Origin of the sequence: Massilia sp. H6 (genome assembly GCF_024802625.1) — a bacterium.
Classification (GTDB): domain Bacteria; phylum Pseudomonadota; class Gammaproteobacteria; order Burkholderiales; family Burkholderiaceae_D; genus Telluria.
In genome coordinates this window covers 3,279,349-3,304,835 of sequence record NZ_CP103371.1, presented here as the reverse complement: position 1 = coordinate 3,304,835, position 25,487 = coordinate 3,279,349, and the positions used below count along the sequence as shown (strand labels likewise).

At 65.3% G+C, this 25,487-nt stretch carries 20 protein-coding genes; 11 read left to right on the top strand and 9 right to left on the bottom strand.

The genetic code is table 11. The annotated features are described in order from the left end of the window. Positions 1–41 precede the first annotated feature (41 nt). The 4 genes from NRS07_RS14825 to NRS07_RS14810 all read left to right on the top strand — a co-directional run bounded on the left by NRS07_RS14825 (position 42) and on the right by NRS07_RS14810 (position 3,580). Complete coding sequence (locus tag NRS07_RS14825; protein ID WP_259208245.1) at positions 42–704, top strand: response regulator transcription factor; 663 nt, start codon at positions 42–44, stop codon at positions 702–704. Beyond that, positions 701–2,050: an ATP-binding protein gene (locus tag NRS07_RS14820; protein WP_259208244.1), complete on the top strand. Its 1,350-nt coding sequence runs from the start codon at positions 701–703 to the stop codon at positions 2,048–2,050. The genes NRS07_RS14825 and NRS07_RS14820 overlap by 4 nt, the downstream gene beginning before the upstream one ends. A gap of 127 nt (positions 2,051–2,177) precedes the next feature. Then, complete coding sequence (locus NRS07_RS14815) at positions 2,178–3,311, top strand: branched-chain amino acid ABC transporter substrate-binding protein (protein WP_259208243.1); 1,134 nt, start codon at positions 2,178–2,180, stop codon at positions 3,309–3,311. Between the two features lie 8 nt (positions 3,312–3,319). Continuing rightward, entirely contained in the window at positions 3,320–3,580 is a 261-nt protein-coding gene (locus NRS07_RS14810) for an MbcA/ParS/Xre antitoxin family protein (RefSeq protein ID WP_259208241.1), read from the top strand. A 113-nt stretch (positions 3,581–3,693) separates the two neighbouring features. Here the strand turns inward: NRS07_RS14810 and NRS07_RS14805 are convergent, their stop codons facing one another. The 5 genes from NRS07_RS14805 to NRS07_RS14785 form a co-directional block, all read right to left on the bottom strand. Continuing rightward, positions 3,694–3,870, bottom strand: coding sequence for a hypothetical protein (locus tag NRS07_RS14805; RefSeq protein ID WP_259208239.1), 177 nt, complete (start codon positions 3,868–3,870; stop codon positions 3,694–3,696). A gap of 113 nt (positions 3,871–3,983) precedes the next feature. Beyond that, complete coding sequence (locus tag NRS07_RS14800) at positions 3,984–5,714, bottom strand: response regulator (RefSeq protein WP_259208237.1); 1,731 nt, start codon at positions 5,712–5,714, stop codon at positions 3,984–3,986. Beyond that, positions 5,701–7,191, bottom strand: coding sequence for an ATPase domain-containing protein (locus NRS07_RS14795; RefSeq protein WP_259208234.1), 1,491 nt, complete (start codon positions 7,189–7,191; stop codon positions 5,701–5,703). Before NRS07_RS14795 ends, NRS07_RS14800 begins: the two co-directional genes overlap by 14 nt. A gap of 216 nt (positions 7,192–7,407) precedes the next feature. Beyond that, positions 7,408–9,804, bottom strand: a complete 2,397-nt coding sequence (locus NRS07_RS14790; protein ID WP_259208232.1) for a TonB-dependent siderophore receptor — start codon at positions 9,802–9,804, stop codon at positions 7,408–7,410. 112 nt (positions 9,805–9,916) lie between these two features. Next, positions 9,917–11,737, bottom strand: coding sequence for a M61 family metallopeptidase (locus tag NRS07_RS14785; protein ID WP_259208230.1), 1,821 nt, complete (start codon positions 11,735–11,737; stop codon positions 9,917–9,919). A 207-nt stretch (positions 11,738–11,944) separates the two neighbouring features. Here NRS07_RS14785 and NRS07_RS14780 point away from each other — a divergent pair, with 207 nt between their 5' ends. Beyond that, positions 11,945–15,127, top strand: a complete 3,183-nt coding sequence (locus tag NRS07_RS14780; RefSeq protein ID WP_259208229.1) for an error-prone DNA polymerase — start codon at positions 11,945–11,947, stop codon at positions 15,125–15,127. A 42-nt stretch (positions 15,128–15,169) separates the two neighbouring features. On the opposite strand, the gene NRS07_RS14775 is transcribed toward NRS07_RS14780, so the two are convergent. Beyond that, positions 15,170–17,470 (bottom strand): penicillin-binding protein 1A, encoded by a 2,301-nt coding sequence (locus NRS07_RS14775; RefSeq protein ID WP_259208227.1) that lies wholly within the window; start codon positions 17,468–17,470, stop codon positions 15,170–15,172. A 273-nt stretch (positions 17,471–17,743) separates the two neighbouring features. Between NRS07_RS14775 and NRS07_RS14770 the strand changes: the two genes are divergently transcribed. The 5 genes from NRS07_RS14770 (at position 17,744) to NRS07_RS14750 (ending at position 22,363) form a co-directional block, all read left to right on the top strand. Then, positions 17,744–19,441 carry a CTP synthase gene (locus NRS07_RS14770; RefSeq protein ID WP_259208225.1) on the top strand — a complete coding sequence of 566 codons (1,698 nt, stop codon included), beginning with the start codon at positions 17,744–17,746 and terminating at the stop codon, positions 19,439–19,441. Beyond that, complete coding sequence (gene kdsA / locus NRS07_RS14765) at positions 19,438–20,292, top strand: 3-deoxy-8-phosphooctulonate synthase (protein WP_259208224.1); 855 nt, start codon at positions 19,438–19,440, stop codon at positions 20,290–20,292. The genes NRS07_RS14770 and kdsA overlap by 4 nt, the downstream gene beginning before the upstream one ends. A gap of 82 nt (positions 20,293–20,374) precedes the next feature. Next, positions 20,375–21,658: a phosphopyruvate hydratase gene (eno, locus tag NRS07_RS14760; RefSeq protein WP_259208222.1), complete on the top strand. Its 1,284-nt coding sequence runs from the start codon at positions 20,375–20,377 to the stop codon at positions 21,656–21,658. Positions 21,659–21,708: 50 nt separating this feature from the next. After that, positions 21,709–22,050 (top strand): cell division protein FtsB, encoded by a 342-nt coding sequence (gene ftsB, locus NRS07_RS14755; RefSeq protein ID WP_259208220.1) that lies wholly within the window; start codon positions 21,709–21,711, stop codon positions 22,048–22,050. Between the two features lie 22 nt (positions 22,051–22,072). Further along, positions 22,073–22,363 carry a hypothetical protein gene (locus tag NRS07_RS14750; RefSeq protein WP_259208218.1) on the top strand — a complete coding sequence of 97 codons (291 nt, stop codon included), beginning with the start codon at positions 22,073–22,075 and terminating at the stop codon, positions 22,361–22,363. A 69-nt stretch (positions 22,364–22,432) separates the two neighbouring features. Here NRS07_RS14750 and NRS07_RS14745 read toward each other — a convergent pair whose 3' ends face one another. Next, complete coding sequence (locus NRS07_RS14745; RefSeq protein ID WP_259208216.1) at positions 22,433–22,939, bottom strand: Dps family protein; 507 nt, start codon at positions 22,937–22,939, stop codon at positions 22,433–22,435. 194 nt (positions 22,940–23,133) lie between these two features. Here NRS07_RS14745 and NRS07_RS14740 point away from each other — a divergent pair, with 194 nt between their 5' ends. Continuing rightward, positions 23,134–23,871: a hypothetical protein gene (locus tag NRS07_RS14740; protein ID WP_259208214.1), complete on the top strand. Its 738-nt coding sequence runs from the start codon at positions 23,134–23,136 to the stop codon at positions 23,869–23,871. A gap of 97 nt (positions 23,872–23,968) precedes the next feature. Here the strand turns inward: NRS07_RS14740 and hslO are convergent, their stop codons facing one another. Beyond that, positions 23,969–24,955 carry an Hsp33 family molecular chaperone HslO gene (gene hslO, locus NRS07_RS14735; protein WP_259208211.1) on the bottom strand — a complete coding sequence of 329 codons (987 nt, stop codon included), beginning with the start codon at positions 24,953–24,955 and terminating at the stop codon, positions 23,969–23,971. A gap of 3 nt (positions 24,956–24,958) precedes the next feature. Further along, on the bottom strand, positions 24,959–25,483 hold the full coding sequence (locus NRS07_RS14730) for a gamma carbonic anhydrase family protein (protein ID WP_259208209.1): 525 nt from the start codon (positions 25,481–25,483) through the stop codon (positions 24,959–24,961). Positions 25,484–25,487 lie beyond the last annotated feature (4 nt).

Here is a 25,487-nt window from a genome sequence, read left to right as displayed (position 1 = left end):
AGCGCGTCCTCGACCAGGTGTTTCAAAAGAACGGGGAATTCATGCGGCTACTGCTGGTAGAAGACGATACGATGATCGGCGAAGTGGTGCTCGACCTGTTACGGGCCGAGCACTACGCCGTCGACTGGGTGAAAGACGGCGAAATGGCCGATACGGCCCTGCTGCAGAACCAGAATTACGACCTGGTGCTGCTCGACCTGGGACTGCCGCGCAAGGATGGCCTCGAGGTGCTGCGCACCATGCGCGCGCGCAAGGACCGTACGCCGGTGCTGGTTGCCACCGCGCGCGATTCGGTCGCGCAGCGCATCGCCGGGCTCGATGCCGGCGCCGACGATTACGTTCTCAAGCCCTACGACCTCGACGAAATGCTGGCGCGCATCCGCGCGCTGCTGCGCCGCGCCGCCGGCCGGGCCGAGCCCATCTTCGAATACAAGAACCTCACGGTCAATCCGGCCACCCGCGAAGTGATGGTCGATGGCGTTGCCGTGTCGCTGTCGGCGCGCGAATGGGCCGTGCTCGAATCCTTGGTGGCGCGGCCGGGCGCCGTGCTCTCGCGCGCCCAGCTCGAGGAAAAGCTGTATAGCTGGCGCGACGAAGTCTCGAGCAACGCGGTCGAAGTCTATATCCATGGCCTGCGCAAGAAGCTGGGCAGCGACGTGATCCAGAACGTGCGCGGCGTCGGCTACATGGTTCCGAAGGCATGAGGTTTACCCCGAAAAGGGTCACCCACTCGCTGCGCGGACGACTGTTGTGGTACCTGCTGGCAGCGATTACGATCGCCGCGCTGGCGCAGGCTTCGATCGCCTACCGCACCGCGCTGCACGACGCCGACCAGATCTTCGACTACCACATGCAGCAGATGGCGCTGTCGCTGCGCTCGAGCACGCCCTTGTCGAACACCGAAGCCAAGGCGCGCGTCCAGGCCGAAAGCGGCAGCGACGACATGGTGGTGCAGATGTGGTCGCCCGACGGGGTGCAGATGTTCCACAGCGTCTCGCGCGCCAAGCTGCCGCAGCGCGCGGTGCTGGGCTTTTCCAACGTCAAGGCCAACAACACCGTCTACCGCGTGTTCTCGATCCAGACCGCGAACCAGACCGTGCAGGTGGCGCAAGACCTGGCCGTGCGCCGCAACATGGCGGGCAACCTGGCCTTGCGCACGCTGGGGCCGATCGCGGTGATGATGCCGATCCTGATGCTGGTCGTGTGGTGGGTGGTGAGCGGCTCGCTCGACCCGGTCGCGCGCGTGCGCAAGCAGGTCGCTTCGCGCCAGGCCGACGACCTCTCGCCCGTGTCCGAAGCCGGCCTGCCGGACGAAGTGCGGCCGCTGGTGCAGGAACTGAACCTGCTGTTCGGTCGGGTGCGCACCGCCTTCGACGCGCAGCAGAATTTCGTGGCCGACGCCGCGCACGAGCTGCGCACGCCGCTGGCCGCCTTGCGCCTGCAGGCCCAGAGCCTGGACCGCGCCGAGTCGCAGGAGGCGCGCAAGCTGGCGGTCTCGCGCCTGACCGCCGGCATCGACCGCGCCACCCGCCTGGTCGAACAGCTGCTGGTGCTGGCGCGCCAGGAGGCGACCGCCGCCACCGGCGCGGTGTGCCGCCAGGTCGACCTGGCCGACCTGGCGCGCCGCACCGTGGCCGACCTGGCCGGCGTGGCCGCGGCCAAGGGCGTGGACATCGGCGTCGAGCTCGACATGTCGCCGTCCGCCCCGGCCAGCGTCGAAGGCCAGCCCGACGCGCTGCAGATCCTGCTGCGCAACCTGGTGGACAATGCGATCAAGTACACCCCCAGCGGCGGCAGCGCCGACCTGTCGGTGCGCAGCGAGCCGGGCAGAATCGTGGTCACGGTCGAGGACAGCGGCCCCGGCATCCCGCCCGAAGAACGCGAACGCGTGTTCGACCGTTTCTACCGCGTGGCCGGCAGCGAGGCCGCCGGCAGCGGCCTGGGCCTGGCGATCATCAAGGCCATCGCCGAGCGGCATGGCGCAAGCCTGGTGCTGGGCCAGTCGACCCGCCTCGGGGGCCTGGCGGCCAGCGTGACGTTCAAGGCCTAGCACGCCCCGGCCGCCGATGGCTCGTCGCTGGCCGTCCGGCAAGGCGCGGCCGGGAGCGGTAGAATGTCCTTTTGGGTTGCCCGGCCCCTTGGCCGTGCGCCCCGATCCATGGACAAACGAGGAATCAATGAAGAAGCAAGCAATCCTGCTGGCCGCGCTGTCGGTCGCCGCCGCAGAACCGGCGTTGGCCCAGGACGTGGTCAAGATTGGCCACGCGGCCGCGGTAACTGGCCCGGTGGCGTATTTTGGCAAGGATACCGAGAACGGCGCCCGCATGGCGATCGAGGCGCTCAATGCCAGGGGTGTCAGCATCGGCGGCAAGAAGGTGCGTTTCCAGCTGCTGGCAGAAGACGACGCGGGCGACCCGAAGCAGGCCACCAGCGTGGCGCAGAAACTGGTCGACGCCAAAATCCACGGCATGGTCGGGCATGAAACCTCGGGCACCACGATTCCCGCCTCGAAGATCTACCATGCGGCCGGCATTGCCCAGATTTCGCCGTCCAGCACCAGCCCGAGATACACCCAGCAGGGCTTCAACACGGCCTTTCGCGTGGTGGCCAACGACGTGCAGCTGGGGCAGGCGCTGGGCCGCTACGCCATCGGCAACATGAAGGCAAAACGCGTGGCGGTGGTCGACGACCGTACTGCCTACGGCCAGGGCCTGGTAACGGAATTCACGCGCAGCCTGCATAAGCAGGGCGGCGCGGTGGTGGCACGCGAGTTCACCAATGACAAGGCGACCGATTTCAGCGCCATCATCACGCGCATTCGCGCCACGAAACCGGACCTGGTGTTCTTCGGGGGCATGAGCGCGACCGCCGGCCCGATGCTGCGCCAGATGAAGCAGCTTGGCATGAACGTGCGCATGATGGGCGGCGACGGCATCTGCTCGGACGAGATCCACAAGCTCTCCGGCGGCACCATGGCAGACAGCCAGGTCGTGTGCGCCGAGGCGGGCGGCGTGCAGGGCCAGGCCAGGGCGGCGATGGATACCTTCCGCGCCGATTACAAGAAGCGGTTCGGCATCGACGTGCAGATCAACGCGCCCTATGCCTACGACGCGGTGATGACCATGGCCGAGGCCATGGTAAAAGCCGGTTCGGCGGCGCCGGCACGCTACCTGCCGGTGCTGGCCAGCATCCAGTACACGGGTGTTACCGGACCGATCGCCTTCGATGCGCGCGGCGATATCCGCGACGGCACCATCACGCTGTACACCTTCAAGGGCGGCAAGCGTTCGCTGCTGGCCGTCACTAAATAGGAGCACGCATGGCGAACGACCAGCCACTCGACCCTGGCGCCTTCGCCGCGCTGCAGGCACGCTTTGGCCAGCAGTCGCGCAGGGCCCAAGCGTATTACACTGTGATGCACGCGGTGCGCGGCGTGCTCGGAAGCGACGACACGGCCAGCGCCTGGATGGAGCAGCCGCAAGCCGCGCTGGGCGGGCAATCGGCGGCGCAGGCGGTGGGCGCGGGCCGCGTAGAAGATGTGCTGGCCCATGTGCTGGCCCATGTGCGGACCCTGGGCTGAAGCGCCTGGCCCACTAGAATACGCCGATCAGCAGCAGCACCAGTAGCGTCAGCACGACCGACACCAATATCGAGCCAAGGCAACCGAGCCTGTTCGAAAAGAACAGAAACATCTCAGTCGCCGGGCCCGTCACCCGGCATCGTGTCGGCCATCAGGCGTAACTCTTGCGGCGTCAGATCTTCGGGTTTCTTGTGCTTCAGGCCGTCGACTTCGTGTGGTCCGGCTGCGCTGCCGTGCGTCTGCTCGTGCAGGTCTGCGCTTTGTTGCTGTGCTTGCGGTTCGATGCCCATGTTCTGCTCCTCATGCGTGCCAGGACAAGGTGTCCGGCCAGTGAGCCAAGTGTGGCACAGACAGGTTTTCGACGGCGTCCAGCTGGCGCTGCCCATGCCGGGCACCCAGGCATTTAGCGCGGCTGGGCATCCGGTGCATCGTGCGCGGCGCGTTCGAGCGCGCGCTCGACGCTGATCGCCAGCTCGGCGAGCTGGAAAGGCTTGCGCAGCAGGATGTCGTCGCCCAGCACTTCGTCGATCGCGTGCATGTCGGCATAGCCGGTGGCGATGATCATCGGGATTCCCGGGTAGATCTGGCGCGCGCGCTGCATCAGCTCCGCCCCGGTGATGCCGGGCATCAGGTAATCGGTGATGATCAGGTCGGGGCGGGCGTGTTCAAGCGCGCGCAGCCCGGCTTCGCCGTCGGCCGCCTGGCTGACCATATGGCCGAAGGCCTCGAGCGACGACACCATCGATTCGCGCACAAAATTGTCGTCTTCGACGATCAGGATGCGCGCGCCTGGCTGCACTTCCGGGGCGACCCGCAGCGTCGCCGGTTCAAGCGCGGTCGCGCCATGCGCGGCCGGCAGCCAGATCTCGACCGTCGTGCCGGCGCCGGGCTGGCTGAGAATGCGCGCCGCGCCGCCCGACTGGCGCGCCATGCCGTACACCTGGGACAGGCCCAGGCCGGTGCCCTTGCCGACCGCCTTGGTGGTGAAGAAGGGCTCGAACACCTTGGCCACGACATCCGGCGCCATGCCCTGGCCGTTGTCGGTCACCGCGATGCGGACATACTCGCCCGGCGGCAGCAGCCCGTCCGGCGGTGGCGCGTTGCTGGCATGGAAGGACAGCTCGCCTTGTCCGTCCATCGCATCGCGCGCATTGATGGCCAGGTTGAGCAAGGCCATCTCCATCTGGTTGGCGTCGGCCAGCACGCTGGCGCAGGGGTGTGCGACCTCGAAGCGCAACCTGATCGCCGAGCCCACCGACGTGGCCACCAGTTCGCGCACCCCGTCGAACAGGGTCTCGACTTCGGACTGGCGCAGGTCGAGGTTCTGGTTGCGGGCGAACGCCAGCAGTTGGCTGGTGAGCTTGCCGCCGCGCTGGCAGGCGCGCCGCGCAATCTCGGCGCGCTCCTTCGCGGTATCGTCGTTCGACAGCAGCAGGATCAGGTCCATGCTGCCCTGGATGACATTGAGCAGGTTGTTGAAGTCGTGGGCAATGCCACCGGTAAGGCGGCCGATCGCTTCCATTTTCTGGAATTGCACCATTGCCTGCTGCACCCGCTCGCGTTCGATCACTTCGTTCATCAGGCGGTCGTTGGCCTGGGCCAGCGCGCAGGTGCGTTCTTCGATGCGCGACTCGAGCGTTTCGTTCAGCGACAGCAGGGCGTGCTGGCTTTGCTGCAGGCGGGCCGCCGTGCTTTCGCGGTCGGCCAGCAGGTCGCGCGCCTGGTACTGGCGGCGCCGTGCGCGCAGCGCGGAATTGGCGGCGCTGCGCAGGGTCTGCGCATTGAGCGGACGCTCGAGCAGGATAATATTGCCCAATTCTTCTACCCGCGCCCGCGCGCCTTCCTGCGGCAGGCCGATGGCCTTGGCAAGCAGGATCACAAACGGGAAGTCGGACCACGGCTCCTGGCGCGCCAGCCACGCATATAGGGGAGCGAGGTCGATCCCGTGCAGCGCTTCTTCGGCTACGATCGCAGTCCCCGCACCCTGGTCGATACCGGCGGCCAGTTCGGCAAAGCCATGCACGACCTTGCACTGGCCGCTGTCGCGCGCCAGGACCGAGCACATCACCTCGGCATCGCGTCCGCGCGGCGCGAGGATCAGGATGCGTTCGTCGTGCAGGCTAGCTCTCGGCATGCGGCAGGGTGCCCATCATCGGGGTAATGCCGCGATAGGTCGGCAGGCCGCTCAAGACGCCTTCGAAGCCTTCGAGTGGATTGCCGATGCGAATCCCGTCGCGGGTCAGCTGCAGTTCGTGGATGGTCTGGGCATGTTCGGCCGCGCGGCTCTTGATCACGGTAATGGCGCGGCGCAGGCGGCCGTTGGTCTCGAAAAAGCGCAGCAGTACCGTGCTGTCGCTCAGGTAGCTCAGGTCGACGTCGGATTTGACTTCGCCGATCAATCCGTGCTGTCCAAGCACCAGGATGGTGGTCACGCCCTGCTGGTTCAGGTAGGACAGCAGTTCGTGCATCTGCAGGATCAGGAACTGCTCGCCCGGCATGGCCTGCAGGTAGGCGTTGAGGCTGTCGATGATGATGAAGCTGACCCCGCTCGTCTCGACCGCGTTGCGCAGCATTTGCGCGAATTCTCCTGGCGAGAGCTCGGCCGGATCGATATGGTGGATACTGAGCTGGCCACTGGCGGCGTAAGGCCGCATATCCATGCCAAGCGCGCTGCTGCGTGCGAAATAGGTGCCAAGGCCCTCGTCGAACAGGTAGAACGATGCCTTTTCGCCGCGTTCGAGTGCCGACAGCAGGCAGCGGGTCGACAGCGTGGTCTTGCCGATTCCGGAAGGACCGACCATCAGGGTATTGGTGCCGCGCACCAGGCCGCCGCCGAGCAGCGCGTCGAAACTGTCCGACCCCGAAGACCCGACCTCGGGCGTGAACGCGCTCGAGTGTTCGGCCGCCACCAGACGCGGATAGATCGTGATGCCGCCGGTGTCGAGCGTGTAGTCGTGGTAGCCGCCACGAAAACGCAGGCCCCGCATCTTGATGATGTGGACGCGCCGGCGCTCCTTGCCGAATTCCTTGGCGATCTGCTCCAGGCTGATGACACCGTGCGCGATGCTGTGCAGGTGCTGGTCGGCCTGGCTGGTCTTGTCGTCGAGCAGCAGCACGGTACAGGCGCGCGAGGAGAAGAACTGCTTCAGTGCCAAAATCTGGCGGCGATAGCGCAGCGGGTTCTGGGCCAGCAGGCGCATCTCGGACAGGCTGTCAAACACGACCCGCACCGGCTTGATCTGGTCGACCTGGTCCATGACCTTGCGGGTGGTCTCGCCCAGTTCGACTTCGGAGGGGTGGAACACTGACTGCTGCGCATCGAGATCGAGTTCGGAGTCGTCGGCCAGCTCGAACAGCGCCAGCGCATCGATGCTCCAGCCATGGCTGGCCGCAACCGCCTTGAGCTCGTCGGCAGTTTCGGACAAGGTGATGTACAGGCCGGACTCGCCCTGGGCCACGCCGTCGAGCAGGAACTGCAGCCCGAGCGTGGTCTTGCCGGCGCCGGGCGAACCTTCTACCAGGTAGACGCGCTGCGGCGTCAGGCCGCCGCCCAGGATGTCGTCGAGTCCGGCGATGCCGGTGGAGATGCGGGTGTTGGTAGCGGTATTCATAAACGACTTATCCTGGCCACGCACCTGGTACGGGGGCACTGTAAAAATATTGCAAAAAGATAACTAGCATTACTTAAAGAATTATACGCAATTGGCGCACTGCTTCTGTGCTGGAGCGAACATTACGCACCCGACGTGTTGGCAGTGTGCAACCGCCCGACAGTTGCCCGAAAAAAAAGGTTCCGCATGCGGAACCTTTTTATCAAGCGAAGTCGATCAGAACCGGTGCGACAGCCTTGCAAACAAGGCCGCGCCGTTCAGGCCGAACTGCACGCTCTCGTACTTGAAGCCGTTGTCGGTCTCGTTCGCATCCTGCAGCGTCGGCTTGACGTTGAAGATGTTGGTGCCGCCAACGGTGAACTTGGTCTTGTTGGTGAACGACCAGGTGAACGACAAATCGGCCGAGGTCTTGGCCTCGTAGTACTGGTTTGGTACCGGCGGGCCCGAGAAGGTGCCCAAGGTTTGCGGGCCGAAGTGCACGATGCGCAGCGCGCTTTCCAGCTTGCCCAGCGCGTATTCGAAGCCCAGCGTGGCCTTGCGGCGCGGCGCGCCTTCTTCGATGAACAGGCGCTCGCGCTCGGACAGCAGGACATCTTCGAAGCCGGTGAGCGCGCTCGGGGCGTGCACGCCGGTCACTTCGGTCTTGCCGAAATTCAGGGCGAGGAAGGTATTGAGCTTGCCCGCGCCCAGGTCGGCGCGGTGCGACACCGTCACATCCAGGCCCTGGGTTTTGGTATCGACCGAATTGACGAAGAACTGCGCTTGACCAACGCCCAGCTGCTGCAAAGTGGCGCCCAGGGCAGGGTAGTTGTCGGCATCAAAACGCCCCGACAGCACGATGCGGTCGTCGATATTGATGCGGTACAGGTCGGCGGTGACTGAAAGCGCCTGGGTCGGCGACCAGGTCAGGCCCAGCGTCGCGCTGTTCGACTGTTCGTCCTTGAGCTGCGGAATGCCGGCGGCATTTGCCACCGGGCCGCCGTTCGGCGCCAGCACCACGTCCAGCGGCTGGCCGCTGACAAAGTCGGTGAAGGTCGACGAGAAGTAGACCTGCTGCAGCGAGGGCGCACGGAAGCCCGTGCTGACCGAGCCGCGCAGCAGCACCTGCGGGTTGATGCGGTAGGCGCCGGCCAGCTTGCCGGTGGTGGTCGAGCCGAAGTCCGAATAGCGCTCGTGACGCAGCGCGGCTTGCAGCTTGAAGCGGTCGGTGACGTCGGTTTCGATGTCCACATAACCGGCGCTCGAATCGCGCTTGGCATCGGTCTGGTCGGCTGGCTGGAAGCCCGGGAAGCCCTGGCTGCCGGCGTTGCCCCCCATACCTACGCCGTCGACGTCGATCCAGGAGCCGGCTTCGCCGGCGAAGATCTTGTAGTTCTCGCGGCGGTGCTCGAGGCCGAAGGCAAGGTTCATGCCGTTCATCACGCCACTGTAGAAGCGGCTGACGTCGACGTTGGTGGTCGCCTGGCGGAACGAGAAACCGCCGGCATCGAACTGGCTGGCGCTGATGCCTTTGCCGCCATTTGCCAGGTCGCGATTGGCGATCGACGCGTTGAGCGTGTTCGCGATGTTGTACATCAGGCGGTTGTAGCCGTAGGTCTGCGACAGGTCGGCATTCCATTCGCCCAGCTGCCAGCGGTAGCCGAGCGTGCCCCAGCGGTCATCGACGTCGCCGTTGATGAAAGGCACGAAACCGTTCGGGTACATGGCCGCCGAATTACGCGATGGGATGTCGTCCGAGCCGAGGCCTCCGCGCGCAAAGGCTGCCGACGAGGCGTCGCGCGTCTGTACGCCGGCGGTCAGGTAGAGCTTGCCCGGACCGGCCGGGAATTCGCCGTTCACGTACAGGGTCTTGTTCTGGGCCTTGGTGTCGCCGATGATGCGCGGGTTGCCTTCTTCGGCACGGTTCGAACGCCCGCGGTCGTAGTATTCGCCGGTGATGCCCAGCACGCCGTCGGCCACGGCGACGCCGCAATAGGCCGAGGCCAGCCAGTTTTCGCCGTCGCCTTCGCTGTACTGGCCATAGCCCAGCACCGATTCGCAGCCCAGGTTTTTCTTCAGTTCGATGTTGATCACGCCGGCGATCGCGTCCGAGCCGTATTGCGCGGCGGCGCCGTCGCGCAGCACCTGCACGTTACGGATCGCCATCAGCGGCAGCGCGTTCATGTCGGTGCCGGTGTTGCCGCGATTGCGGGCGCCGAACAGGTTGACCAGGGCGGTGGTGTGGCGGCGCTTGCCGTTGACCAGTACCAGGGTCTGGTCCGAACCCAGGCCGCGCAGCGCGGCGGAATCGACCAGGTCGGCGCCGTCGGCGCCGGTCTGGCGCGTGGAGTTGAACGAAGGCGAGACGTTGTTGAGTACCTGTGCCAGGTCGAACTGGCCACCCTGTTCGGTCGCCTTGGTCATCGGAATGAAGTCCACTGGCACCGCGGTATCGACCGACGAAGCATTGCCGACGCGGCGCGATCCGACCACGGTCACGCTCGGGATAAATGCTTCCTGGGCGGCCGGCGCGGCAGTCTGGGCGACGGCGGCCGGCGCGGCGGCAAGGGTGACACTGCCATAGAGGGCAAGCAGGACCGAATGCGGTAACAGTTTCAGTTTGAACACAGACATCTCCAAAGGCAAAATTGAATACTAATCATTATCCATGCGGCAACCAATGTCTATGTACCATTAGCACAACATTATTCCCGTATAACCGTGTTTTATGGTCGGTGCCGGCCCTTTAAGGCTTTTTCGCTGCTTCGTCCCGGGGCCAGGCCACGCCCAGCCATGCCGCGTTCAATGCCTTTTGCGCGCCAGTGGCATTGTCCAGCGCCTTGAGCTTGGCCTTGCCTTTTGGCTGCTGCACGGGCGCGAGCGGCAGCTGCATCAGCGCGTCGCGGCGAAACAGGTGCAGCTTGAACGGGCCGGCGCTCGCGAGCGACATCCGGTCGCCGATGTCCTTGGCCGACACGCGCAGCCCGTTCACCGCCACCAGGGTGTCGCCCGCCACCACGCCGGCCTTCCAGGCCGGCCCGTCGCGCTCGACGGCGGTGACCAGCGCCGGGTCACTGCCTTCGCGCAGGGTCCAGCCCGCCCACCATTCGGTTTTTTGTTCCTGGTCTTTGGGCACGTCGACCAGTTTTTGCAGCCCCACCCGCGCCAGCAGCGTGTCGAACGGGATGTCGGCAGTGCCGTCTACATACCGACTCCACCAGCCGGTCCAGTCCTGGCCGCTGACAGAACGCAGCGCGGCCTGCACCGCGGCGATGTCGTAGCCGCCCTGCGCGGTCGAATGCTGCTCGAACAGGATGCGGTGCACGTCTTCGAGGCCCTTCTTGCCGCCGGTCTGGCGACGCAACTCGATGTCCATCATCAGTGCCAGCACCTGGCCCTTGGAATAGATGCTGACCGAGGCATTGCGCGCGCGTTCGCCGCCGACCGCGATCCATTCGTCGAAGCTGGCGTCGGCCGCGCTTTGCTGGAAGCGTCCCGGCTGGCGCAGGTAGTCGTCGATCAGCTTGGCATATTCTTCCATGAACTCGTCGCGCTTTTCCAGGCCGGCGCGCAGCATGATCAGCTCCTCGAAATACGAGGTATGGCCTTCGGCGACCCACAGCAGGCGGTTGTAGTTCTCGTTCTGGTAATCGTACGGAACCATCTCTTTCGGACGGTAGGCCTTGACGTTCCAGGTGTGATAGAACTCGTGCGCGGCGGTGCGCAAAAAGTCCAGGTAGGGCTTGCGTGGCGCGAAGCCCCAGCGCGATTTCTGGATCACGGTGGAATTGGCGTGCTCGGTGGCGCCGCCAACGCCGTCGGTGGCGTGGACGATGAACAGGTAGCGCTGGAACGGATACTTGCCGCCGTAGAGCTTCGCGGTTTCAAGCACGATCTTCTTCAAGTCAAGCATCATCTGCTTGCCGTCGTGATTGCCCTGGCCCCAGATCGCCAGTTCGATCGTGCGCCCATCTACCTGCCCGGTGTAGAACTCATGGATGCCGGTCTCGATCGGTGCGTCGACCAGCACGTCGTAGTCGGGCGCCACGAAGCAGTGGCCGCAGGCGCCCGCGTCCATGCCCGAGCGCGATTGCCAGCCCTGCGGCACCTCCAGTTTTACCGTTACCGGCTCCTTGCGAAACGGTGCGGCGTAGACGAACACACCGCTGGCGTCGAGATAGGCGTGGGTGTCGTCGATGTGGCGGGTGCGTTCGCCCAGCGTGTTGGCATACAGCTCGTACTGCACGGTCACCGCGTCGCCCGGCTTGGTCTGGACTTGCCAGGTGCCCTTGTCGGTCTTGGCCACCGGCAGCGGCGCGCCCTTGGCATCGAAGGCCTTGAACAGGCGCACGCCGTTGGCCAGGTTCAGTACGTTGTAGCGGCCGGTGCGCCAGGTCGGCATCTGCACGTCGAGCGTGGTGCCGGAAGTGGCCGGGAAGCTGGCGCGCACTTCGGCCAGGTGCTGGGCCGCGTCGGTGATGCGCAGCTGGTAGTCGACGTCGGCGCGCGCAGTAGCAGCAGCGCCGAACAGGATCAGGGGGAGGGCGTAGGCCAGTAGTGTTTTCATGTCCGCGGTAGGCAGTAGCTCGGTGAAAGTGCGCGGAAGTGTATACCAGCTTGCCTGCCACGGACAGCCTCGGCGGGCCTGTAGGGACAACGGCGCGTTGTCGCCTTCGACTTTTCCTTGTGGCCGGGGTCGGCTCGGTTATACTGTGTTTTTATACAGTATTATTCGTCTATCGAGCACAGTAGCACGCTCGCAGACCAGCTGCCGATGACCGATCTGTTTTCACCGCCGCCCCAGGCCTTGCCGCCGTATGCAGAATTGTTCTGCCTGTCGAACTTCTCCTTTCTCGAAGGGGCCTCGCACGCGGAAGAGCTGGTGGCGCGGGCGGTGCAGCTCGATTATTTTGCGCTGGCGCTGACCGACGAGTGTTCGCTGGCCGGCGTGGTACGGGCCCATGCCGAGGCAAAAAAGGCCGGCCTGCCGCTGGTAATCGGCGCCCATTTTCACCTTCGCAACCCGGACGGCAGCGCCGCGCTGTCGCTGGTGCTGCTGGCCAAGAATCGCAATGGCTATGGCAACCTGGCGGAGTTCATCACGCTTGGCCGCACCCGCAGCGAGAAGGGCAGCTATTTCCTCATGCCGGAAGACCTGGCCGACCCCGCGCCCGCCCACGCGCACCTGAAACACCTGCCCGACTGCCTGGCGATCCTGCTGCCCGCCTATCCGGGGCACGAGCCGCAGGACGTCGACCGCCTGCATGCGCAGGCCGCCTGGATGGCCAGTACCTTTCCGAGCCGCTCCTGGCTGGGCCTGGCGCTGCTGCACCGCGCCTTCGACGAGGCGCACCGCATGACGGTGGAAGAGGTGGGCTGGCAGCATGGCTTGCCGATCACGGCGCTCGGCCACGTGGTGATGCACGTGCGCTCGCGCAAACCGCTGCAAGATACGCTCACCGCGACGCGCCTGAAAAAGCCGGTGGCCGAATGCGGTTACGGGCTGGCGCAGAACGCCGAGCAGCACCTGCGCGCGCGCCTGCGCCTGGCGAACATCTATTCGCGCGAAGCGCTGGGCGAAACGGTGCGCATCGCGCGCCTGTGCACGTTTTCGCTGGACGAGCTGCGCTACGAATATCCCGACGAAGTCGTCCCGCCCGGCCACGACGCCAGCAGCTACCTGCGCCAGGAAACCTATATCGGCGCGCACCGGCGCTTTCGCGACGGCATTCCGGCCAAGGTCCAGGCCCAGATCGAGCACGAGCTCGAGCTGATCGCCTACATGAAATACGAGCATTACTTTCTCACCGTGTACGACATCGTGCGCTTCGCACGCTCGCAACACATCCTGTGCCAGGGACGCGGCTCGGCCGCCAATTCGGCGGTGTGCTACTGCCTCGGCATCACCGAGGTCGACCCGGCCCGCGCCAGCCTGCTGTTCGAGCGCTTCATCTCGAAAGAGCGCAACGAGCCGCCCGACATCGACGTCGACTTCGAGCACCAGCGCCGCGAAGAAGTCATCCAGTACATCTACAACAAGTATGGTCGCGACCGCGCCGCGCTCGCCGCGGTGGTGATCAGCTACCGCCCGAAAAGCGCACTGCGCGACAGCGGGCGCGCGCTCGGCATCGACCTGGCCATCGTCGAGAAGGTGGCCAAGACCCACCACTGGTTCGATGGCCGCGCCGACCTGCTGGGGCGCCTGGCCGAGGCCGGCCTCGATCCGGAATCGCGCCTGGCGCGCCAGTGGGCCCTGCTGGCCGACAAGCTGCTGAACTTTCCGCGCCACCTGTCGCAGCACCCGGGCGGCTTCGTCATCGCGCGCGGCAAGCTCTCGCGCCTGGTTCCGATCGAAAACGCGACCATGCTTGAGCGCAGCGTGATCCAGTGGGACAAGAACGACCTCGAAGAACTGGGCCTGATGAAGGTCGATGTGCTGGCGCTGGGCATGCTGTCGATGCTGCGGCGCGGCCTCGAGCTGGTCGGCCAGCGCCACGGCAACCTGTTCGAGATGCAGGACATCCCGGCCGACGACGTCGCCACCTATGACATGATCTGCGCCGCCGATACCGTGGGCGTGTTCCAGATCGAGTCGCGCGCCCAGATGAGCATGCTGCCGCGCATGCGTCCGCGCCGCTTCTACGACCTGGTGATCGAGGTGGCGGTGGTGCGTCCCGGCCCGATCCAGGGCGGCATGGTCCACCCTTATCTGCGGCGGCGCCAGGGTCTCGAGAAAGTGGTGTATCCGAGTCCCGAGATGAAGGTGGCGCTCGAGCGCACGCTGGGCGTGCCGATCTTTCAGGAGCAGGTGATGCAGGTGGCCATTCTCGGAGCCGGCTTTACCCCGGGCGAAGCCGACCAGCTGCGCCGTGCGATGGCGGCCTGGAAGCGCAAGGGCGGCCTGGAGCAGTATTACGAGCGCATCGTGCACGGCATGCTCGAGCGCGGCTACACGCGCGAGTTCGCCGAGGCGATCTTCAGCCAGATCCAGGGCTTCGGCGAATACGGCTTTCCCGAATCACATGCGGCCAGCTTCGCGCTGCTGGCCTATGCCAGCTCCTGGCTCAAGTGCCACGAACCGGCCGCCTTCCTGTGCGCCCTGCTGTGCAGCCAGCCGATGGGCTTCTACAGCCCTTCGCAGCTGGTGCAAGACGCGCGCCGCCACGGCATCGAGGTCAGGCCGGCGGACGTGGCCATCAGCGGCTGGGATTCGGTACTGGAAGAATTCGATGCGCTCGACCGTTCGCGCCAGCCGGCGGTGCGCCTCGGACTGGGCCTGCTGCGCGGACTGAAACAGGACGTGGCCGCCCGTATCGAAGACGCGCGTGCGATCCGGCCGTTCGCCAGCGTAGCCGACCTGGCCCGCCGCGCCCATCTCGACCGGGGCGACCTGCAGGTGCTGGCCGGCGCCAATGCGCTGCAGACGCTGGCCGGGCACCGGCGCGACGCCCTGTGGCAGGCGGTGGGCGCGGTGCCCGACAAGGACTTGCTGCGCCCGGTCGCGCCGCTCGAAGAAGCACCGGTCTTGGCGGCGCCCTCCGAGGCCGACGATATTGTGGGCGACTACCGCGCGCAGGGGCTCACGCTGGGCCGCCATCCGCTGGCGCTGCTGCGCGAACAGCTGCTGGCCAAGCGCTTCATGCCCGCATCGACCTTGATGGACTATGCCGACGGCCAGCTTGCGCGTGCCTGCGGCCTGGTCACGGTGCGCCAGCGCCCCGGCACGGCCAAGGGCGTGCTGTTCATGACGCTGGAAGACGAAACCGGGAACATCAACGTCATCGTCTGGCCGACGCTGGTCGAGCAGCAGCGGCGCGAAGTGCTCAATGCACCGCTGCTGGGGGTGTACGGGATCTGGCAGCAGCAGGGCGCGGTGCGCCACCTGGTGGCCAAGCGGCTGGTCGACATGTCGCACCTGCTGGGCAAGCTGCGCTCGCAGAGCCGGGATTTCTGCTGAGGCGTCGCAGGGCGGCGCGCCCGTGACCGGCATCGCGGCAATTCAGGGGCTGGCTTGCGGGTCTGGCAGAGAGTCTGGCTGCAAATCTGGCTGCAAATCTGGCTGCGGCTGCTCCGCAGTCTCCTGCGCGGCATATTCCGCATACACCCAGTCGTCGCCCACGCGCGCCAAGCCCTCGGGCACCAGTGGCGCGCGCTGCGGCAGCCTGGCCAGGGCCACGCGCATGTAGTCGATCCAGGCCGGCAATGCCAGCGTGGACCCGAACTCGCGGCTGCCGAGCGAGCGCGGTTCGTCGTAGCCCATCCAGGCGACGGCCACGACATGGCCGGCATAGCCGGCGAACCAGCCGTCGATGGCATTGCTGGTGGTGCCGGTCTTGCCGGCGAGATCCAGGCGCTGCAGCTGGCGCGACGCTTGCGCGGCAGTGCCGTGGCGCGCCACGTCGCGCAGCATGCTGTCGGCCAAAAAGGCGTTGCGCGCATCGAGCACGCGGGCGCTGTCCTGGCGCGGGCGTGGCCGCGGGGCTTCGAACAGCACCTTGCCCTCGCGGTCCTGGATCGTGGTGACCAGCAGCGGCTCGACCCGGTAGCCGCCGTTGGCGAACACCGCATACGCGCTCGCCACCTGCAGCGGCGTCACCGCCCCGGTGCCCAGCGCCAGCGTCAGGTTGCCTGGGTGGCGCGCCAGGTCAAAGCCGAAGCGCGCCAGGTGTTCGCGCGCATAGCCCACGTCGAGCGAATGGAGCATGCGTACCGTGGGCACGTTGCGCGAATGCGTGAGTGCATGGCGCACCGTGATCGGCCCCTCGAACAGGCCGTCGTCATTGCGCGGCGACCAGCTGGCGCCCGCTTTTTCATCGGAAAAATCAAGCGGTGCATCGACAATGGTGGTACCCGGAAAAAAACCGCGTTCCAGGCCGGCCGAATACACGAAAGGCTTGATCACCGATCCAGGCTGGCGCCAGGCCTGGGTCACGTGGTTGAGCTTTTGCAGCTGGTAGTCGAAACCGCCGACCAGCGCGCGATAGGTGCCGGTATGGGCGTCGAGCGCCACAAAGGCGGCGGCCACCTGCGGTACCTGGGTGATCGCCCAGGCGTTCTTGCCGGCGCTGGCGATGCGGATCACCGCGCCTGGCGCCAGCCGCAAGCCGGCTTTGGCGGTGGGCGACAGGGCCGGCGCGGCGAACCCCAGGCCGGCGCCGCTGATGTCGAGGCTCTGGCCATCACGGGTTGCGACGACTACCCGTTTGGGCGATGCCGCCAGCACCACGGCCGCGACAAAGCCGTCGATCGCCGGACGCTGGAGCAGGGCGTCGGCGATCGCTTGCTCGCGTTCGCGCGTGCCGGCCGGCAGCTTGACGCGGGCCTCGGGGCCGCGGTAGCCGTGGCGCCGGTCGTAGGCAATCGCATTGCGGCGTACCGCCTGGTAGGCGGCGCTTTGCTCGGCGGCGAGGATGGTCGTGGTGACGGTGTAGCCGCGCTCGTACGCTGCCTGTCCAAAGCGGGCATAGGCGGCCTGGCGCGCCAGTTCGGCGACGTATTCGGCGCCGGCCCCGGCCCCGGCAGCGCCGCCGTCGCGCCGCACCTGCAGCGGTTCGGCCAGCGCACGCCGGTACTGCGCCTCGGTGATCTTGTCGAGCGCCAGCATGCGCTTGAGCACGGCCTGCTGGCGCTGTTGCGCGCGTTGCGGGTTGGCGACCGGATTGTGGCGCGACGGGTTTTGCGGCAGTCCGGCCAGCATCGCGGTTTCGGCCAGGCTCAAGGCTTCGAGCGGCTTGCCAAAATAGGTGCGGGCGGCACTGGAAAAACCGTACGAGCGCTGGCCGAGGTAGATCTGGTTCATGTAGACCTCAAGGATCTGGTCCTTGCTCAGCGCCTGTTCGATCTTGTAGGCGAGCGCCGCCTCGGTCAGCTTGCGCGGCAGGGTCTTGTCGCGCGACAGAAAGAAGTTGCGCGCCACCTGCATGGTGATGGTGGAGGCACCCTGGCGATAGCCCCCGCCCAGCGCGCCCAGGTTGGCCTTGGCCGCGCCGAGCGCGCGAATCCAGTCGATGCCGCCGTGCTCGTAGAAGCGGGCGTCCTCGATCGCCAGCACGGCCGCCTTCATCAGCGGCGGAATCTTCGCCACCGGCACGAAGTCGCGCCGCTCGGCGCCAAATTCGCCGATCAGCACCCCGTCGGCCGTGTAGACCCGCAGCGGGACCTTCGGCCGGTAGTCGGTCACCGCGCCGATGTCGGGAATCTCGTCCAGGATGCCGGCGGCGGCGGGCGCCCAGGCGCCCGACAAGAGCAGGGCGGACAGTGCAAAGCGTGGAAACAGTCGGGAGCGGCAAGAAGGCATCATGGCGGCAGGTCGGGTTGAACGGAAGTGCATGGCGGGCCGATCATACAGCCGGGCGCGCGCCGGTGCAGCGCCAGCAGGCCAGGTAGCGTCAGGCGAACCGGCCGGGTGCAGGCGACGCTACCCGAGGCTGACCGCGGCCGGGCCGGCGCAGCATTGCTGCCGTGCAAACTTGCTCGGCTGGCCCGGCGACCGGAAGTATTGCGCCGTTTAAGATTGCGCCGTTTAAGGTATAATTTCTATTTCCCGCGTGTGCCGTTCGGCACCTTCAGCACAATGACCAAATTTGTATTCGTCACTGGCGGCGTCGTGTCTTCCCTGGGCAAGGGAATTGCGGCCGCCTCTCTCGCCGCGATCCTCGAATCGCGCGGCCTCAAAGTCACGATGCTCAAGCTCGACCCGTACATCAACGTCGATCCGGGCACCATGAGCCCGACCCAGCACGGCGAAGTGTTCGTCACCGACGATGGCGCCGAGACCGACCTGGACCTGGGCCACTACGAGCGATTCATCAGCACCCGCATGAAGAAGGTGAACAATTTCACCACCGGGCAGATCTATGAATCCGTGATCCGCAAGGAACGCCGCGGCGAATACCTCGGCAAGACCGTGCAGGTGATCCCGCACATCACCAACGAGATCCAGGACTACATCCGCCGCGGCGCCGAAGGCGTCGACGTGGCGCTGGTGGAAATTGGCGGTACCGTGGGCGATATCGAGTCGCTGCCCTTCCTGGAAGCGGCGCGCCAGCTGTCGCTGCGTTCGGGCCGCAAGTCGACCGCCTTCGTGCACCTGACCCTGGTGCCGTTCATCGCCTCGGCGGGCGAACTCAAGACCAAGCCGACCCAGCACTCGGTGCAGAAGCTGCGCGAGATCGGCATTTCGCCGAATGCGCTGCTGTGCCGTGCCGACCGCCCGATCCCGGACGACGAGCGCGCCAAGATTTCGCTGTTCGCCAACGTCGAAGAGCAGGCCGTCATCTCCGTGTGGGACGTCGATACCATCTACAAGGTGCCGCAGGTACTGCATGACCAGGGCCTGGACGATATCATCCTCGAGGCGCTCGGCCTCGAAGCGCCGCCGGCCGACCTGTCGATGTGGACCCGCCTGATCCACACGCTGGAAAATCCGAAGCACGAAGTCACGATCGGCATGGTCGGCAAGTATGTCGACCTGATCGAATCGTACAAGTCGCTTACCGAGGCGCTGCGCCACGCCGGCATCCACACCGAGAGCCGCGTCAACATCGAATACCTCGATTCGGAAGAAATCGAAAAAGAAGGGTGCGAGCATTTAGCCAAGTACGACGCGATTCTGGTGCCGGGCGGCTTCGGCAAGCGCGGCGTGGAAGGCAAGATCATGGCTGCGCGCTATGCCCGTGAAAACAAGATCCCTTACCTGGGCATCTGCCTGGGCATGCAGGTCGCGCTGATCGAATACGCGCGCCACATGGCCGGACTACCCAACGCCAATTCGACCGAGTTCGATCCGGAAACCGACCAGCCGGTGGTGGCCCTGATCAACGAATGGCAGAACCACGACGGCAAGGTCGAGAAGCGCGACAGCAATTCCGACCTGGGCGGCACCATGCGCCTGGGCGCCCAGACCTGCGCGGTGAACCCGGGCACGCTGGCGGCCGAGATCTACGGCAATGTCGTGACCGAGCGTCACCGTCACCGCTACGAGGGCAACAACCATTACCTGCCAAAGGTCGAAGCGGCCGGCCTGATCGTCTCGGCGCGTACCCCCAACGAAGACCTGTGCGAAATCATGGAGCTGCCGCGTGAAGGTGCAAATTCGCACCCGTGGTACATGGGCGTGCAGTTCCACCCCGAGTTCAAATCGACCCCGCGTAACGGCCATCCGCTGTTCACGTCCTTCATCCAGGCGGCCCTCAAGCACCAGGCGGCCAATACCCATGTCGCAGCCGTGGCGCCTACCCAGGCCGCAGCCCTGCAAGGAGACGCAGCATGAAACTCGCCGGATTCGACGTCGGCCTCGACCAGCCCATCTTCCTGATCGCCGGCACCTGCGTGATCGAATCGCGCCAGATGGCGATGGACACCGCCGGCATGCTCAAGGAAATCACCAGCGCGCTGGGCATTCCGTTCATCTATAAATCGTCGTTCGACAAGGCCAATCGCTCGTCGGGCACTTCGTTCCGTGGTCCTGGCATGGAAAAAGGCCTGGAAATCCTGGCCGACGTGCGCCGCGAGATCGGCGTGCCGGTGCTCACCGATGTGCACACGATCGAAGAAATTCCGATGGTGGCAAGCGTCGTCGACGTGCTGCAGACGCCGGCCTTTTTGTGCCGCCAGACCGATTTCATCAACGCCTGCGCGCGTTCGGGCAAGCCAGTCAATATCAAGAAGGGCCAGTTCCTGGCCCCGGGCGACATGAAGAACGTCATCGACAAGGCGCGCGCCGCCGCGCGCGATGCGGGCCTGCCAGAAGACAACTTCATGGCCTGCGAACGCGGTGTCTCGTTCGGCTACAACAACCTGGTCTCGGACATGCGCAGTCTGGCCATCATGCGCGAATCGAACTGCCCCGTGGTGTTCGACGCGACCCACTCGGTGCAGTTGCCGGGCGGGCAGGGCACGTCCTCGGGCGGCCAGCGCGAACATATCCCGGTGCTGTCGCGCGCGGCAGTTGCCGCGGGCATCGCCGGCCTGTTCATGGAGACCCACCCGGATCCGGCCAATGCCATGTCGGACGGTCCGAATGCGGTGCCCCTTGGCCGCATGAAAGAACTGCTCACGACCCTGGTCGAGATCGACCGCATCGTCAAGAAGACCGGCTTCCTGGAAGCGGACTTCAAGTAACAGCTGCATCCGTGCGCGCCCCGCGGCTGGGCGCGCACGCGTACCGAACACCCAATTCTTACCTTCCCCGGAGACTGTAAACATGAGTGCTATCGTTGATATTATCGGCCGTGAAATCATTGACTCGCGCGGCAATCCGACCGTGGAGTGCGACGTTCTGCTGGAGTCTGGCGTGATGGGCCGGGCCGCCGTGCCGTCGGGCGCCTCGACCGGCTCGCGCGAAGCGATCGAGCTGCGCGACGGCGACGCGAAGCGTTATTTTGGCAAGGGCGTGCTGCAGGCCTGCGAAAATATCAACACCGAGATCTCCGAAGCGATCATGGGCCTGGACGCCAACGAACAGGCGTTCCTGGACCGTACCCTGATCGATCTCGACGGCACCGAAAACAAGAGCCGCCTGGGCGCCAATGCAATGCTGGCCGTCTCGATGGCCGTGGCCAAGGCCGCCGCCGAAGAAGCCGGCCTGCCGCTGTACCGCTATTTCGGCGGTTCGGGCGCGATGCAGATGCCAGTGCCGATGATGAACGTCATCAACGGCGGTGCGCACGCGGACAACAACCTGGACATCCAGGAATTCATGATCATCCCGGTCGGCGCGCCCAGCTTCAAGGAAGCGATCCGCTGGGGCGCCGAGGTATTCCACACCCTGAAAAAGATCCTGCATTCCAAGGGCTTGAGCACCGCGGTCGGCGACGAAGGCGGTTTCGCGCCGTCGGTGGCCAACCATGAAGAAGCCATCAAGCTGATCATGCAGGCGATCGAGCAGGCCGGCTACGTGGCCGGCCAGGACATCGCGCTGGGCCTGGATTGCGCCGCCAGCGAATTCTACAAGGACGGCAAGTATGTGCTGGAGGGCGAAGGCCTGAGCCTGAGCGCGACCGACTTCACCAACATGCTCGCCACCTGGTGCGACAAGTACCCGATCATCTCGATCGAAGACGCGATGCACGAAGGCGACTGGGACGGCTGGGCGATCCTGACCGCGGCGCTGGGCAAGAAGATCCAGCTGGTGGGCGACGACCTGTTCGTTACCAACACCAAGATCCTGAAAGAGGGCATCCAGAAGGGCATCGCCAACTCGATCCTCATCAAGATCAACCAGATCGGCACCCTCACCGAGACCTTCGCCGCCATCGAGATGGCCAAGCGCGCCGGCTACACCGCCGTGATCTCGCACCGTTCGGGCGAGACCGAAGATTCGACCATCGCCGACATCGCGGTGGGCCTGAACGCACTGCAGATCAAGACCGGCTCGATGTCGCGCTCGGACCGCATGGCCAAGTACAACCAGTTGCTGCGCATCGAGGAAGACCTGGGCGACGTTGCCAGCTACCCGGGCCGCGACGCGTTCTATAACCTGAAGTAATTCCACCGGCCGGACCTCCTCCTGGGTTGTCCGGCTTTTTTACGTCTACCATGCGACTCATCACCATTGCGATTGCCGTCCTGCTGCTACTGATCCAGTATCCCTTGTGGCTGGGGAAGGGCGGCTGGCTGTCGGTTGCCGACATGCGTGGCCAGGTCGAGCAAACCCGGCTTGAAACTGCGCAACGCCTGGCGCGCAACGCCAAGCTCGATTCGGAAGTGCGCGACCTGCGCGATGGCCTGGGCGCGGTGGAAGAGCGTGCCCGCTACGAGCTGGGCATGATCAAGCATAACGAGATCTTCGTGCAGGTGCTGCGCAAGGACGAGCAGCCGGCGGTCTCGATGACCGTGCCGCCGCCGCCACCAGAACCGAAAGACAAGACGAAGCGCTGAACCGCTTCAAGAGGAATAACGCATGAGCGACGCATTGAACCAAGAAGCTACGCCGCCCGATCCCGCTACGCTGCTGTCGCTCGACGACATCGCCGATTGCCTGGCCGATGCCTTTGAAGACGGCGAGGGCGCCACCATTGCTGCCGCGATGGCAGCGGTGGCCGCTGCGCCCGGCTTGGGAGAACTTGCCGCCGCGGTCGGCATGCCGCGCGACGCGCTGCATGCCGCATTGACGGCCGAAGAATTCAATCTCGACCTGACCCTCGAGATCATGAAGGTGGTCGACCTGCACATGTCGGGCGGGCGCGCTTAAGCTCAAGCTACCCCACCCGGTCATGCCGGCGCGTTGCATGACGCGCCTGGCTGTTTCCAGATGTCTTGATCAGTCCGACGACGCGTCGCCCTGCATTGCGCCGGCACCTTGCTCGAGGAAGGAGCGCAGCATCCACGCGTTCTTCTCGTGCACGTCCATGCGGGTGGTCAAGAGGTCGGCGGTCGGGAAGTCGTCGATTTCGTCGGCGACCTTGACACCCGCGCGCAGCGTGCGGGTCAGGATTTCATTGCCGTCGACCAGCTGGCGAATCATGTCCTTGGCCGACAGCACATCGGGCTCTTCGGTGATGCTCGACAGCTCGGCATAGCGCTTCGAGGTTGCTGGCGCAAAATGGCCCAGCGAGCGAATGCGCTCGGCGATGTCGTCCAGCGCATTCCACTGTTCGGTGTACTGTTCCTCGAACATCACGTGCAGCGACGAGAACATCGGGCCGGTCACGTTCCAGTGAAAATTGTGGGTCTTCAGGTACAGCATGTAGGCGTCCGCGAGGACGGTGGAAAGCGATTCGACGACCTTGGCGCGGTTTTCGGTATTGATGCCTGTATCCATATGCATAGCAAATTCTCCTGGTGGTCAAAGGCGACAGCGTCGTGACGATTTCACAACGCTGTCAAAGATACATCAGCTTAGCACTGCCCGCGAAAACGTGCTTTACGGCGCTCCGGTTCGAACACCCGGCGTGAGTATCAGCGCATTTTCACGCCCCGGTTGTCATTACAATCATGCTTTCGTCTACGCAAAGGATCAGCATGAAACGAACGCTCTCGATGGCCATCGCCCTGGCCGCCAGCCTGCCCGCAGTTGCCCAGGACGCCGCGCCGGCGCCAACCGTGCCAGTCGAGACGGTAGCGGTGAGCACGATCCGCGATCCGGCCTTGCGGCCGTACCGGCGCATGGTGCGCGGCCTCGACATGTGGGAAGAAAAACGCGCACTGGCACCGAACGCGAGCCTGCGCTTCGAGCTCTGGACCCAGGACGGCAAGCCGGCCCAGCCCGACGGCCTGCAGCTGCGCATTGCCGGCGACAAGGTCGACATGACGCTGCCACTCGATGCCGACGCCAGTTTCGTGCTGCCGCGCAGCCAGGAAGCCCATGACGACGATGCCGACCTGATCCTGAACCGCAAGAAAGACCAGTTCCGCTGGCGGCCGCGGGTGCGCACCCCAGGCGTGCCGGACAATGCGCGCCGGCTGGGCGACCTGCGGCTCGAATGCGAAGTCTCGTCCGCCGTGCGCAAGGAAGAAATTCCCTTCCTGTACCGCGCCGGCGCCGTCGCCGCCGGCGGCCTGTGCCACCTGCCCATGGTGAGCTATGTCTACCGCGCACCGAAGCGCCTGCTATCGGCCACGATCGTCTCGGGCGAGCGCAAGGCGCCGCTGCACTTGCACGACAACGGCGCCGGCTACATGGCGCCGCTGCGCGACAAGAGCTGGGACAACGAGGCGCTGGTGATGTACGAGTTTGCCGCGGGGGCGCCGGGCGGGTGATGAGATAGGCGTGCGCGCATGATTCACGCCCCGTAGCGAATCGGTAGAAATACCGCCGATTCGCTACGAAGTGTGTACTTTCGCGACGCGCAGAACCTTAATTGATGCTGCCGCTTGGCGGCAGCATGCCCTGCACCGGGATGTCGCTGGCGAACAGCTGGGCACAGTCGACCTTGTCGAACGCGTAGTGCTTGCCGCAGAAGTCGCAGTTGATGCCCAGCTCGCCCAGGTCGGCGATGGCCGAATCGACTTCGGGCTGGCCCAGCATCTTGAGCATGTTGGCGACCTTCTCACGGGTGCAGGTGCAGTGGAACTGCGGGTGCTGCGGGTCGAAAACGCGGATGGTCTCTTCCCAGAACAGGCGCTTGAGCAGGGTTTCGATGCCGGTGCTGAGCAGTTCATCGCGTTTCAGGGTCTGGCCCAGCATCACGGCGCGGTGCCAGGTTTCCAGGTCTTCGGCTTCGGAGGCCTGCTTTTGCTGGTCGTCCTTGCCGCTGTGGCGCGGCAGCTTCTGCAGCAGCATGCCGCGCGAGACCTTGTCGTCGGCCGCCAGCCACAGACGCGTGTCGAGCTGCTCGGAGCGCAGCATGTAGTTTTCGATGACGGTCGCCATGTCTTCGCCGTCCAGCGGCACGATGCCCTGGTAGGGCTGCTGGCCCGGCATCTTGTCGGCCGGATCGAGCGTGATCACGAAGCGGCCCTTGCCCTGCGCGTTGAACATCGCGGCCAGGCTGGTATCGTCGGCGATCTCGGCGTCGGGCGCCAGTTTGGCGGTGGCGCGGATACGCAGGTCGGCGTCGCATTCGACCACCAAGAGGCGTACCGGGCCGTCGCCGTGGATCTGCATCACGATCGCGCCATTGAACTTGAGGTTGGCCGAGAGCAGGGCGCTGGCCGCCACCATTTCGCCGAGCACGGTGCGCACCGCTTTCGGATAGGCGTGGCGGGCCTGCACCTCGCGCCAGGTGTCGGAAATCTCGACCAGCTCGCCGCGCACGGCGGCGTTATCGAAGATGAATTTTTGCAGCGTGTCGCGAGCTTCGGTAGTCGCTTCGGTCATAGCATCGGTCATAGCGTCAGTCATTCTTTATCCAATTTTCTTGAGCTGCGCCTTGAACAGCTGGCCGCGCGCCACATAGCTTGCGGCGCTGGCCTCCAGGCGCAGCAGGTCTTCGTCCGTCAGGGTGCGCACTACCTTGGCTGGGGAGCCGATGATCAGCGAGTGGTCGGGAAATTCCTTTCCCTCGGTGACCAGGGCGCCGGCGCCCACCAGGCAGCCCTTGCCGATCCGGGCGCCATTGAGGATGACCGCCTGGATCCCGATCAGCGAGCCGTCGCCGACCGTGCAGCCATGCAGCATGGCCTGGTGGCCAACCGTCACGTTCTTGCCCAGCGTAAGCGGGAAGCCCATGTCGGTATGCATCACCGTGCCTTCTTGCACGTTGCTGTTTTCGCCGATGGTAATGCGTTCGTTGTCGCCGCGCAGGGTCGCGCCGTACCACACCGAGGCGTTTGCCTCGAGCGTGACCTTGCCGATCAGGGTTGCCGAATCCGCCACGAAGGCCGATGCGTCGATCTCGGGCGCAACCTCGCCCAGTTGGTAAATCGCCATGGAT